Annotated in this window: 9 protein-coding genes; 6 read left to right on the top strand and 3 right to left on the bottom strand. The window is 72.1% G+C overall.

Going from position 1 to position 12,202, the window contains the following annotated elements:
- Positions 1 to 76: 76 nt before the first annotated feature.
- A complete protein-coding gene (locus ABT254_RS32840; protein ID WP_351478143.1) occupies positions 77 to 2,470 on the top strand; it encodes an HAD-IC family P-type ATPase in 2,394 nt (797 codons plus the stop codon).
- 13 nt (positions 2,471 to 2,483) lie between these two features.
- Here ABT254_RS32840 and ABT254_RS32845 read toward each other — a convergent pair whose 3' ends face one another.
- On the bottom strand, positions 2,484 to 3,368 hold the full coding sequence (locus ABT254_RS32845) for a hypothetical protein (RefSeq protein WP_351478146.1): 885 nt from the start codon (positions 3,366 to 3,368) through the stop codon (positions 2,484 to 2,486).
- Between the two features lie 181 nt (positions 3,369 to 3,549).
- On the opposite strand from ABT254_RS32845, the gene ABT254_RS32850 reads away from it, so the two are divergent.
- The gene (locus ABT254_RS32850) at positions 3,550 to 3,780 is read left to right on the top strand and encodes a DUF7683 domain-containing protein (RefSeq protein ID WP_351478149.1); all 231 of its coding nucleotides are present in this window, start codon (positions 3,550 to 3,552) and stop codon (positions 3,778 to 3,780) included.
- A gap of 13 nt (positions 3,781 to 3,793) precedes the next feature.
- Here the strand turns inward: ABT254_RS32850 and ABT254_RS32855 are convergent, their stop codons facing one another.
- Together ABT254_RS32855 and ABT254_RS32860 are read right to left on the bottom strand one after the other, a co-directional pair.
- Complete coding sequence (locus ABT254_RS32855) at positions 3,794 to 6,961, bottom strand: sacsin N-terminal ATP-binding-like domain-containing protein (RefSeq protein ID WP_351478152.1); 3,168 nt, start codon at positions 6,959 to 6,961, stop codon at positions 3,794 to 3,796.
- Positions 6,962 to 7,386: 425 nt separating this feature from the next.
- The gene (locus ABT254_RS32860) at positions 7,387 to 8,313 is read right to left on the bottom strand and encodes a DUF3027 domain-containing protein (RefSeq protein WP_351478155.1); all 927 of its coding nucleotides are present in this window, start codon (positions 8,311 to 8,313) and stop codon (positions 7,387 to 7,389) included.
- A gap of 344 nt (positions 8,314 to 8,657) precedes the next feature.
- Between ABT254_RS32860 and ABT254_RS32865 the strand changes: the two genes are divergently transcribed.
- From ABT254_RS32865 to ABT254_RS32880, 4 genes are all read left to right on the top strand, one after another.
- The gene (locus ABT254_RS32865) at positions 8,658 to 10,082 is read left to right on the top strand and encodes an MFS transporter (RefSeq protein WP_351478158.1); all 1,425 of its coding nucleotides are present in this window, start codon (positions 8,658 to 8,660) and stop codon (positions 10,080 to 10,082) included.
- A 61-nt stretch (positions 10,083 to 10,143) separates the two neighbouring features.
- Positions 10,144 to 10,635, top strand: coding sequence for a DUF2771 domain-containing protein (locus ABT254_RS32870; protein ID WP_351478161.1), 492 nt, complete (start codon positions 10,144 to 10,146; stop codon positions 10,633 to 10,635).
- Between the two features lie 29 nt (positions 10,636 to 10,664).
- Positions 10,665 to 11,333 carry a futalosine hydrolase gene (locus ABT254_RS32875; RefSeq protein ID WP_351478164.1) on the top strand — a complete coding sequence of 223 codons (669 nt, stop codon included), beginning with the start codon at positions 10,665 to 10,667 and terminating at the stop codon, positions 11,331 to 11,333.
- Positions 11,323 to 12,186 (top strand): 1,4-dihydroxy-6-naphtoate synthase, encoded by an 864-nt coding sequence (locus tag ABT254_RS32880; RefSeq protein ID WP_351478167.1) that lies wholly within the window; start codon positions 11,323 to 11,325, stop codon positions 12,184 to 12,186. The genes ABT254_RS32875 and ABT254_RS32880 overlap by 11 nt, the downstream gene beginning before the upstream one ends.
- The last annotated feature ends 16 nt before the right edge of the window (positions 12,187 to 12,202 follow it).

Genomic DNA, 12,202 nt, shown 5'->3' on the forward strand with positions numbered 1-12,202 from the left:
AGTTGGCTCCTCCCCAGGTCGGATCTTCCGGGCACTCGGCGGGTGAAGGCGTAAATCCGCACGTACCGTCGAATGCATGACGCACATCGACGCGGGCGCGGAGCTCGACCCTGTGCACCCTGTTCCTGTTCCGGTGCCGGCGCGGGGGCTGACCGCGGCCGAGGTGGCCGAACGGGTCGCTGGAGGGCAGGTCAACGACGTTCCGGTGCGCAGCAGCCGGTCGATGGGCGAGATCGTCCGGGCGAACGTCTTCACGCGGTTCAACGCGATCATCGGTGTGCTCTGGCTGATCATGCTGTTCGTCGCGCCGTTCCAGGACAGCCTGTTCGGGTACGTGATCATCGCCAACACCGGGATCGGCATCATCCAGGAGTGGCGGGCGAAGAAGACCCTCGACTCGCTCGCGGTGATCGGGGAGGCGCGGCCCACGGTGCGGCGGGACGGGGTGGCCGGCGCGATCAGTACGTCGGAGATCGTCCTTGACGACCTGATCGAGATCGGGCCGGGGGACAAGGCCGTCGTCGACGGGGTGTGCGTGGAGGCCGACGGGCTGGAGATCGACGAGTCGCTGCTCACCGGTGAGGCCGACCCGGTGGTCAAGAAACCCGGGGACCAGGTCATGTCGGGCAGCTTCGTGGTGGCCGGCGGGGGCGCCTTCAAGGCCACCAAGGTGGGCCGCGAGGCCTACGCCGCCCAGCTCGCCGAGGAGGCCTCCCGCTTCACCCTGGTCCACTCCGAGCTGCGCACCGGTATCTCGACGATCCTCAAGTACGTGACGTGGATGATGATCCCGACCGCGCTCGGCCTGGTCGTCAGCCAGTTGGTGGTCAAGCAGCACGGCTTCAAGGACTCGGTCGCGCGGACGGTGGGCGGCATCGTCCCGATGGTCCCGGAGGGGCTGGTGCTGCTGACCTCGGTCGCCTTCGCGATAGGTGTCATACGACTTGGCCGAAAACAGTGCCTCGTCCAGGAGCTCCCCGCCATCGAGGGCCTCGCCCGCATCGACACCGTCTGCCTCGACAAGACCGGCACCCTCACCGAGGGCGGCATGGACGTCACGGAGCTCAGGCCGTTGCAGGGCGCCGACGAGTCGTACGTACGCAAGGTCCTCGGCGCCCTCGGCGAGTCCGACCCGCGGCCCAACGCCTCCCTCCAGGCGATCATCGACGCCTACCCGGACGTCGAGGACTGGCGCTGCACGGAGTCCCTGCCCTTTTCCTCCGCCCGCAAGTACAGCGGCGCCACCTTCAGCGAGGGCAACGGCGAGTCGAGTACATGGCTGCTGGGGGCGCCCGACGTGCTGCTGGCCGCCGGCGATCCCGCCCTCAAGGAGACCGGGCGGCTCAACGAGCAGGGCCTACGGGTGCTGCTGCTCGCCCGGGCCGGCCGCGACCTGGACGATCCCGAGCCCGCGAACGGAGCGAGGCCCACCGCCCTCGTCGTCCTCGAACAGCGACTGCGCCCCGACGCGGCGGACACCCTGCGCTACTTCGCCGACCAGGACGTCCGTGCCAAGGTCATCTCCGGCGACAACGCCGTGTCGGTCGGCGCGGTGGCCGCCAAACTGGGGCTGACCGGCACGACCGTGGACGCCCGCCACCTGCCCTCCGAGCAGGAGGAGATGGCGAAGTCCCTGGACAAGGGCACGGTGTTCGGACGGGTCACCCCGCAGCAGAAGCGGGACATGGTGGGCGCCCTCCAGTCCCGCGGGCACACGGTCGCGATGACCGGTGACGGCGTGAACGACGTGCTGGCCCTGAAGGACGCCGACATCGGCGTGTCCATGGGCTCGGGTTCGGAGGCCACCCGGGCGGTCGCGCAGATCGTGCTGCTGAACAACAGCTTCGCGACGCTGCCGTCGGTGGTGGCGGAGGGCCGGCGGGTCATCGGCAACATCACGCGGGTGGCGACCCTGTTCCTGGTGAAGACGGTCTACTCGGTGCTGCTGGCGGTGCTGGTGGTGTGCTGGCAGGTGGAATACCCGTTCCTGCCGCGCCACTTGACGCTCCTGTCGACCTTGACGATCGGCGTCCCGGCCTTCTTCCTCGCCCTGGCCCCCAACAAGGAACGGGCGAAACCCCACTTCGTACGGCGGGTGATGCGGTACTCGGTCCCGGGCGGGGTGGTGGCCGCGGTGGCGACCTTCGTGACGTATCTGATGGCCCGTCACTACTACACGGGGCCGGGTCAGCTGGACGCGGAGACCAGCGCCGCCACGCTGACCCTGTTCCTGATCTCCATGTGGGTCCTGGCGATCATCGCCCGCCCCTACACCTGGTGGCGGATCGCCCTCGTGGCCTCGATGGGCGTGGCGTTCCTCTTCGTGCTGACCGTGCCGCAGCTCCAGCACTTCTTCGCGCTGAAGCTGGTCGGCGAGACGATGCCGTGGGTCGCGGTCGGCATCGCGGCGGTGGCGGCGGTCGCCCTGGAGCTGCTGTGGAGGGTGGTCGACCGCCGCTTTCCCGCCTAGCGGGTGAGGATGCTTACTGCACGTCGACGAAGTCGCCCGTGGCGTTGACCGCCGGGGTGGTCGAGGTGCCCGCGAAGGAGTAGCGGTAGTAGCCGTCGACCGTGGCGGTGGTCGTCGTCTTCAGGTCACCCGTGGTGCTGGTCTTGATGGTCTTCAGCGTGGTGTAGGTGCTGGAGCCCTTCTTGCGGAACTGCAGCTTCACCGGCTGGGTGCTGTAGCCGTGGTACTTGTTGTCCTCCCAGTTGGCGCGGGAGAGCTTGCCGACCACGGTGATGGTCTTGCCCTTCTTCACCGGCTCCGGGGTGGCGTTGACCGTCAGCTTGGAGTTGCGCTGGACGAGGGTGCTGCCCAGGTCGCCCTGCACGGAGAAGTCCCCGGTGCTGTACTGCAGCGCGATCGCGCCGGCCGACCACTTGCCCGCGTCCGAGTTGAGCAGGTCACCGGCGGTGTCCTCCTCGTTCAGCGGGAAGATGTCGATGTCGCCCGTGCAGGTGGCGGTGGTGTCCGAGGTGGCCGTGCAGGTGGCGGGCAGTTCGCCGCCGAGCACGTTCTCGGCGCTGTTGATCGAGCTGCCCTTGTAGATGAGGGGGCCGCTGTCGAAGTCGCTGGAGTTGATGTCGTAGTTCGCCCCGTGGGTCAGCGTGTAGGTGACCGTGGTGGCGACGTGGTTCGTGGTGCCGACCTTGACCGCCTTGGCGATCTTGAGGTCGGAGAAGGTGACACCCAGGTCCGCGGCGGCGGCGTCGCTGCTGAACGCGGTCTTGCCGGAGTGCGCGGCGAGAATCTTCGCGGCCTCCGTCTTGAACGACGGGGCGTCGGCGGCGTGCGCGGTCGGCAGGGCGAAGGCGGAAAGGGCCAGGGCGCCGGAGACGGCGGCCACGGTGGCACGTATGCGCATGTGTTCCCCAAGTGGAGAAAGTGATCGTGGAGCCTGTTGGCTCAGGGGGTCAGATCCGTGACGGTTGTGAAAAGTTGTACGGCCGAAGACGATTTTTGGCGGGGATTGCAAATCCCTTGCCAAGATCGGAAACCAGCCCTCCCGGAGTTCCCTCCGGGACGGGATACCGAAAGGTGCCGCCATGAGGTTCCTCGTCACCCGCTACGCCCAGGACGAGGACACACCGCGGTCGGTCACCGACGTCTCGTCGGTGGGCGCCGGCGCCTTCGCGGCGCTGTTGGAGATTCCCGCGGCCCGGCTCACCGACGTGTATCCGCTTCAGCGCGAGCACGCGGACGGGTTCCACCGGCTGACCGGCCTCGCCCTCGACCTGGACCGCTTCGTGTACTTCCTCGAGGTGGCAGCGGACTGACAGGGCGGGCCCGTCAGTCGAACCACCGGTCCCGCGCCAGCTCCTCCGTCCGGGACGGGTCCTCCAGCAGGGCCGCCACCTCGAAGCGCCGCGGCCACTGGCCCGCCGCCCAGGCGAGGCCGGCGGCGACGCCCTCCAGGGTGGCCGCGTGCAGGACCCCGTCCGCCGTCAGGCGCCAGTCCAGCTCCACGCCGTCGACGACGAGTTCCTCGTGTTCGACGTAGGTCGCGGGGGTGCCGGCCCCCAGCAGGACCCGTACCGAGTCCGGTACGTCGTGTTCGGTGCCCTCGGAGGTGACTTCTCCCGTCACGGACTCGCTCAGGCGCCGCACCTGGAACAGTTCGGCCAGCTCGGCGGCCCGGGAGGGGCGTACCGGCAGGAGGGGCACCCCCTCGGTGAAGGGCAGCAGGTCCGGGGAGTCGACGACCACGGCGTCGGCGGCGTCCACGACCTCGACCCGGCCGTCCACGACGGCCCGCAGCTCGTCCGGCAGGGTCACCTGCTCGGGGTCCAGGTCGGCCAACGCGCCGTAGAGGGCGTGCAGTTGGGCTCCGGTGACCTCACGGTCCGGGTCGGCGAGGCGGTCCAGGAGTTCGGCTGCGCCGCCCGGCTCGTCGAGCAGGGCCGACACCGAGGTCCGTACGCCGAGCGCCCGCAGCACCTGTTCGTCGTCGAAGCCGGTCGCGTCGGCCTCGTCGTACAGGCCCCGCAGGAGGGGGTCGCCGCCGGAGGCCAGCAGGCCGGCGGGGCGGCGGCCGTCGAGGACCGGGTGGCCGCGCAGCCACCAGGCCGTGTAGGGGCGTACGACCTCGTGCGTGCCGTCGGGCAGCAGGATCCGCACCGGCTGGGTGAGGGCGTCGCGCAGGGGCGGCTGGGCGAGCAGGGCGAGGGCCTGCGGCCACTTGTCGTCGTCGACCAGGTCCAGGTCCCGTACGGCGACCAGTTCGGTGGCGACCGGCGGTACGGGCGTGTCCGGGAAGCGGTCGAGGACGTCCTCGCTCCACACGTCCACGGCGTCCAGCAGCCCCGCGTCGTCGGGTTCGGCGTAGTCGCCTTCGCGCGGCTCCAGTTCGTCGGGGTCGAGGACGACGTCGGTGGCCCGGACGAGGGCGAAGTTGGCGAGGACACCGCAGGCGGCCAGCGGTTGTTCGCCCCACTTCTCGGCCAGTTCGGCGTCCACGGTGGCGAGTTCGTCCGCCCGCATGACCTGGTGGAAGGGGCTGCCGGGGAGGACGAGTTCGCCGGCGGGGGCGAGTTCGCCGTCCTCGTCGGGCAGGGCGAGGGCGCCGAGCCACGGTTCGTCGCCCGGTTCCAGACCGGCGTCCCGTACGAGAGCGAGCACCGTCTCGGCCAGTTCCTCCGCGTCGGGCGCGTCCTGCTCCCAGTCGAGGCCGCCCTCGTCGTCGAGGGAGGCGGCCACGGCGGCCCGTACCTGCGGGGTGGTGAGGACGGCGCGGGGTGTCGCCGGGAGGGCGCCCAGCTTCTCCAGGAGGGGGTGGGCCGCGTCCGGGTGGGCCACCTTCAGGCCGAGCCGGGCGAGCACCTCCGGGTCGATGCGCCCGGCGTCGGCGGTGGGCAGGAGCACCTGGCGCGGGCCGATGGTGGTACGGCCGTCGGCGAGCGGCACGGGCAGCCCGGAGAGGCGGTCCGGGTCGACGCCGGCGAGGCTGTCGTAGAGCCGCCGCCACCAGCCGGGCTCCTTCTCGAGACCGGCGAGGCGGTCGATCGCGTCGGTGAGCGGGACACGGGCGACGCCCAGGGTCCGCAGTTCCACGCGTCGTTCGAGCCCGGCGGGCAGGAGGGTCGGGAGCACCTCGGCGAGGACCTGCACCGTGTCGTGACCGGCGCCCTCGACGATCTCGGCGTCGCGGGGGCGCAGGGACTCCGGGAGGTCGGAGTCGTGGTCGTGGTCCTGGTCCTTGCCGGGTTCGGCTGCGGGCGGGAGGAAGGCCGGGTGGGCGGGCGGGAGAAACTCAGTCCGCGGGAGGCGTTCGAGGATCGCCTGGCGCAGTGCGCCGTCCAGCTCGCCCTTGCCCAGGGGGCCGGGGACGAGGTCGATGACGCCGCCGGTCACCGGGCGCCAGTCGGCGAGGAGTTCGGCGTACGCGTCCGCCGCGCGCTGCACGAGGAAGTCGGTGAGGGGGCCGGGGGCCGCGTGCCGGCGGGTGGTGTCGAGGGGGAAGGAGGCGATGAGCAGGGCGGGGACGCCGAGGGGCTCGTCGCTGGGGGTGGGGGCGTGGACGACGGCGCTGGTGCGGGGGCGGGCGGGGGTGCTGTCGGTGGCGTTGACGGGCACGGCCCAGGTGAGGGACCAGTGCGGGCGGAGGCGTTCCTCGACGGGGCGGTCGGCGAGGAGGTCGGGGGTGAGGGGGCCGTGGGCGGCGGACGTACGCCAGTGGGTGGTGCCGCTGCGGGAGTCGTCCACGACGGTGAAGGAGCCGTTGGTGCGGCGGCTGAGGGTGCGGGGGCTGTCTCCGTTGATCTCGACGACGACCTCTTCGAGGCCCGGGAGGGCGAGGAGCAGGGCGTCGTCGACGGCGCCGAGGAGGCGTTCGGCGAGGTCGGTGGCGGCGGCGTCGCGCAGCGGCAGGATGACGGCGGTGTCGTACGGGGCGGGGGCGGTGCCCTCGGCGGCGAAGGGGAGCCTGAGGAGCGGGACGTGGCCGTCCCGGCGGCGGATCTCGTCCCCGAGGCCGGGGCTGTGCCGTGCCGTGTCGGCGGCGAGTTCCCGGGCCTCGGCGAGGGACCAGCGGACGCCGCCGTGGCGGCCGACGAGGGCGGGTTCGTCGGTGACGGCGAGTACGGCGGCGAAGCCGACGCCGAAGCGGCCGACCGCGGTGTCGTGGGCGTCGCGTTTGGCGGAGGCGCGGAGGGTGGAGAGCGACTCGACGCCGGTCGCGTCCAGGGGGGCGCCGGTGTTGGCGGCGACCAGGACGCCGTCGCGAAGGGTGAGGCGGAGGCGGCCGGGGACGGCTGCGCGGGCTGCGGCGTCGGCGGCGTTCTGGGCGAGCTCGACGACGAGGCGGTCGCGGTAGCCGCCGAGGACGAGGTCCTCCTCGGCGTTGGCGTCCTCGCGGAAGCGGGCGGGGCTGGTGGCCCAGGCGTCGAGTACGCCTCGCCTGAGGCGGGCGGTTCCGAAGGGGTCCGCGCCCTCGGGTGCAGGCCGCACGAACTTGCTCACGTTGGCTCTCCTCATCGGCCCTCATCGGCGTGAGCTCGAAGGTACCGCGAGTTGTTCTCCGCCCCCGCCGCCCCTACCCTCCCCCACTCTCGGCTCCGCTCGAGCGGGGGGACCCCCATCGACCCCAGGGGCGCTGCCCCTTCGACCCCGCCGGGGCTCCGCCCCGGACCCCGATCGGCCTGAACGGCCTCGTCCTCAAACGCCGGACGGGCTGAAAGATGCCGACCCGCGCCAAAAATCTCGGCCCGCGGCCCGCCCCAGGCGGGTGGGTGGGGGATCGGGATGGCGAGAAGTTCCTCAATCGCCGGACGGCCTGAAAGATGCGCACCGGCCGTAGAACATCAGCCCGTCCGGCGTTTGAGGACGAGGCCCCTTAAGGGCCGACGGGGGTCTGGGGGCGGAGCCCCCAGCAGGTGGTCGCCGGGTTACGAGTGGCCCAGGTCCGCTGCTTCCCCGTCGGAGACGGCCGGTACGGATCCGGAGTCCGCCGCCGGCCGCAGGGGGAACGGGTCCACCCGGGTCTCGTCGATCACCGGCGGAGCCGGCTGCGGGGGCTTCGGCATGACCGCGGCCTCCGAGTGGCCCCCGCAGCCGTAGGCCAGGGAGACCACGTGGCCGTCGGCCGGGGAGAACTCGTTGGCGCAGACGCCGAAGGCCTGGCCCAGGGAGCCGCCGATCGGCTGGAGGAAGCCGCAGCTGACGCAGGACGCCGGTGCCGCCTGCGCCATCGGCGTCTTCGCGCCGAACGACTCCTCCCAGCGGTCCGCGGCGACATGCAGGCCGTAGCGGGACAGGACTCGGGCGCGGCGCATGCCCAGTTCTTCGGCGACGGCAGCGATGGAGCCCCGGGTCGGGGCGACCGGGAGGTTCGCGGGGGCGGCCGCGGTGACCTCCGCGTCCTCCGCCTCCACCAGCTCCGCCATCTCCTCGGAGACCGGCGAGTCGGGCGACGGCTCGTCCTCGCCGGAGTAGCCGGGCTCCAGGCGGAGGTCCTCGGCGTCCGTGGGGAGGAGATCCCCCGGGCCCATGTCGCCCGGGCGCAGGCGTTCGCTCCACGGCACCCACTCCGGCGCGAGCAGCGCGTCCGGGCCGGGGAGGAGGACCACCTCGTCCAGCGTGACGAACTTGGCGCGGGAGGCGCGGGCGACCGTCACGGCCCAGCGCCAGCCGCGGTACCCGAGTTCCTTGCACTCGAAGAAGTGCGTGACAACGCGGTCGCCCTCGGACTCCAGCCCCACATGCTCGCCGACCACGCCTGGTGCGGCGGCCTCCTCGGCGGCGGCGCGGGCGAGGTCGACGGCCTCGGCGCACAGGCGGTCGGGGGTGCGGCTTCGCGTTGTCGCTGCGCTCACAGGTATCGCTTCTCTCCTACGCCGTCACTCGGGTGCGCCGGCCTGAAGGCGGTGGGTGCGGACGGAGCGGACCGGGGGACCGCGTCGACGTCCGCGCCCGATCGCACTCGGGCGCACCTCATGCATCCATTCTGCGGGATGTCCGAGAGGCGCGCGGCCGAGAACGTTCGCCACGACGCGCTACGCACGCTACCTTCTCCCGACCGCTCGGCCTACACCGACGGGAGGTTTCCCCTCGCGGGCCCGGCAACTATCTGGCATGCACCTGGGAAAAGCAGAGGAACTACGCGCCCATACGCGCGGTAACCGCACTACACACAGGTTTCTCGGGGCACTATGACGGAGTGGCAGCCGCAAGGACGCCCCAAGGAGCCGCCGGGGTCGGTGGGACGAGGGGCCGCAGTCGTGGTGGCGGTTCGGGCCGGCTCGGCGGGTCCGTCCGCGCGGTCGGCCGTGCGCTGCACTTCCCGGTGACCGGAACGGCCCGCGGGATCAGAAGGGCCACGCATGCGCACGGGGCCGGTGAGTCCGGCCTCGGCAAGCTGATCGAACTGCACGCCGTGAACGGTGCCGGTGACGTCATGGTCACCGTCGCCCTCGCCTCCACCGTCTTCTTCTCCGTGCCGACCGACGAGGCGCGGGGGCGGGTCGCGCTCTACCTCGCCATCACCATGGCGCCCTTCACCGTCCTCGCCCCCGTCGTCGGCCCGCTCCTCGACCGGCTGCCGCACGGCCGCCGCGCCGCGATGGCGGGCTCGATGCTCGCCCGGGCGCTGCTGGCGCTGATCATCGCCGGGGCCGTCGCCGGCGGCGGCCTGGAGCTGTATCCGGCCGCGCTGGGCGTGCTGGTCGCCTCGAAGGCGTACGGGGTGGTCAGAAGCGCGGTGGTGCCCCGGCTGCTGCCGCCCAAGTTCTCCCTGGTGAAGGCCAACTCCCGGGTCACGCTCGGCGGTCTGCTCGCCACCGGTGTCGCGGCGCCGGTCGGGGCGGGGCTGCATGCCATCGGTCCGCGCTGGCCGCTCTACGGCGCCTTCGTGATCTACATCTGGGGCATGTTCCTGTCCTTCTCCCTGGCGCCGAAGGTCGACTCGGCCAAGGGCGAGGACACGGCGCTGCTGGCGGCGGACGAGCAGCATCTGCACGGGCCGCACATCAGGCCGGTCAAGAAACCGGGCCTCAGGACCGTCGGTATCGCGGTCACCCATGCGCTCGGCGCCAACGCGGCCCTGCGCTGGCTGTCCGGGTTCCTGACCTTCTTCCTGGCCTTCCTGCTGCGCGAGCATCCGCTGACCGGCGAGAGCGCGGCGGTGTCCCTGGGCCTGGTGGCCGTCTCGGCGGGCGCGGGCAACGCGCTCGGTACGGCGGTCGGGGCCTGGCTGCGGCAGCGGGCGCCGGAGATCATCGTCGTGACGGTGCTGCCGATCGTGCTCGGCGTGGCGATCACGGCCGCGATCTTCTTCGGCGCGTTCCTGGTGGCGTGCCTCGCCGCGTTCGCCGGGTTCTCGCAGGCGCTGGCCAAGCTGGCGCTGGACGCGCTGATCCAGCGGGACGTGCCGGAGACGGTGCGCCCGTCGGCGTTCGCGCGCTCCGAGACCATGCTGCAGATGGCCTGGGTGCTGGGCGGCGCGATCGGGATCGTGATGCCGCTCAACGGCCCGGCTGGGCTGTCCCTGGCCGCCGCGGTGATCGCCCTGGGCTGGCTCACCACCGTCCGCGGGCTGCTCGGCTCGGCCCGGCACGGGGGCGCGGCCAAGCCTCGCGTGGCGTAACACAGGGGCACGCCGCCCCCCAGGTAAAGAGAGCGTCGGACACGCCCTATAGCCTTCGCCCATGACCTCGATGCAATCCGATGCTGTGCGACGCCGCCGCGCCGTCGCCGCCGCCGGCGCCGTTTCCGCCGGACTGCTCGTCCTGTCGGCGTGCGACAAGCCGACGCCGCTGTCCACCATCACGGTCGGCCGCTCCTCCGTCAGCTCGGAGGCCACCTGCGGCGGCGAGGGCAAGTCCCTGCAGACCGCGGACCTGGCGAAGTGCCTGAAGGACAAGGACATCAAGTCCATCAAGGTCGACCCCGACGACACCGTCCGCTTCGGCGTCGACCCCAAGATCGCCGACAAGCGGTGGACGGTCCTGATGAACGGTCAGCCCCTGACCGAGGACAGCGACAAGACCTACCGCACCATCCCGGGCAGCGTCTTCTTCAACGCCCAGTACGGCGCCCAGGGCAACTCCACCCTGGTCACCATCAAGGCGGGCGACGGCAAGAAGGGCGGCAGCACCGTCACCGGCCTGTGGTCCTTCAAGCTCAAGAAGAACGACTGACCCCGCCTGCCGAGCCCGCCGGGTCCCTCGTGTCTTCGGTACGTGTCCTCGTGGCCACCGCGGTCCCCGTCGAACGGGACGCGGTGGCCCGGGCGTTCACGGGCGAGGGCCACCTGGTGATCGCCGCCGGTGTGGGCCCGGCGCTCGCCGCCGCCTCCACCGCGACCGCCCTCACCACCGCCGCCCTGAGCGGCAGCCCCTACCACCTGGTGATCTCCGCCGGGATCGCCGGCGGTTTCCAGCCCGCGGCTCCCGTCGGCTCCCTCGTGATCGCCGACGAGATCACCGCGGCCGACCTGGGCGCCGAGACGCCCGACGGCTTCGTCCCGGTGACGGAGCTCGGCTTCGGGACCGTCACCCATCGTCCGCCAAAAACACTCGTACGAGACCTCGCGGCCGCGACCGGGGCGCCCACCGGCGCCGTGCTCACCGTCTCCACCGTGACCGGCACCGCCGAGCGCGCCGCCGCCCTGCGCGCCCGCCACCCCCGCGCCCTCGCCGAGGCCATGGAGGGCTTCGGGGTGGCCGAGGCGGCGGCCGCGCACGGCCTGCCCGTGCTGGAGATACGCGCGGTCTCCAACCCGGTCGGCCCGCGCGACCGGGCCGCCTGGCGCATCGGCGACGCCCTGACGGCCCTGACGGAGGCCTTCGGGAAGCTGGCGCCCGTACTGGAGAGTTGGAACCAGCATGACCACTGAGCCCGTACACCCCGCACGGTCCCTGCAGATCGCGTACTCCCCCTGCCCGAACGACACCTTCGTCTTCGACGCCCTCGCCCACGGCCGCGTCCCCGGCGCGCCCGCGCTCGATGTGACCTTCGCGGACATCGACATCACCAACGGCATGGCGGAGCGCGGCGAGTTCGACGTCCTGAAGGTGTCGTACGCCGTGCTGCCTTACGTCCTCGACGAGTACGCGCTGCTGCCGTGCGGGGGTGCGCTGGGCCGGGGCTGCGGGCCGCTGGTGCTCACGCGTGGGCCCGGTGACCTGACGGGCCGTACCGTCGCCGTCCCGAGCGAGAAGTCGACGGCGTATCTGCTGTTCCGGCTCTGGGCGGCCGACACGGTGCCCGGCGGCGTCGGCGAGATCGTCGTCATGCCGTTCCACGAGATCATGCCCGCCGTCCGGGACGGGAAGGTCGACGCGGGGCTCGTCATCCACGAGGCGCGCTTCACGTACCAGAACTACGGCCTGCACAAGCTGGCCGACATGGGCGAGCACTGGGAGGACACCACCGGGCTGCCGATCCCGCTGGGCGCGATCATCGCGAAGCGGTCGCTGGGGGCCGAGGTGCTGACGGGCCTCGCCGAGTCGATCCGCTCGTCCGTACGCGCCGCCTGGGACGAGCCCGAGGTCTCCCGGCCGTACGTCATGGAGCACGCCCAGGAGATGGACCCGGCCGTCGCCGACCAGCACATCGGCCTGTACGTCAACGAGTTCACCCACGACCTCGGCATGGACGGCTACGCAGCCGTACGGGGGCTGCTCACACGTGCCGCGGCCGAGGGGCTGGTGCCGCCCCTCGGCCCGGATGCGCTCGAATTCCCGTAGCGGATACGGGAATTGT

The organism is Streptomyces sp. NPDC001137, assembly GCF_040298885.1.
In the GTDB taxonomy this organism is placed as follows: Bacteria; Actinomycetota; Actinomycetes; order Streptomycetales; family Streptomycetaceae; genus Streptomyces.

Excerpts from the sequence above, each read along its gene's own strand:
- ABT254_RS32845 (WP_351478146.1), bottom strand. The coding sequence starts at position 3,368 with ATGCGCATACGTGCCACCGTGGCCGCCGTCTCCGGCGCCCTGGCCCTT.
- ABT254_RS32870 (WP_351478161.1), top strand. The coding sequence starts at position 10,144 with ATGACCTCGATGCAATCCGATGCTGTGCGACGCCGCCGCGCCGTCGCC.
- ABT254_RS32840 (WP_351478143.1), top strand. The coding sequence starts at position 77 with ATGACGCACATCGACGCGGGCGCGGAGCTCGACCCTGTGCACCCTGTT.
- ABT254_RS32880 (WP_351478167.1), top strand. The coding sequence starts at position 11,323 with ATGACCACTGAGCCCGTACACCCCGCACGGTCCCTGCAGATCGCGTAC.
- ABT254_RS32850 (WP_351478149.1), top strand. The coding sequence starts at position 3,550 with ATGAGGTTCCTCGTCACCCGCTACGCCCAGGACGAGGACACACCGCGG.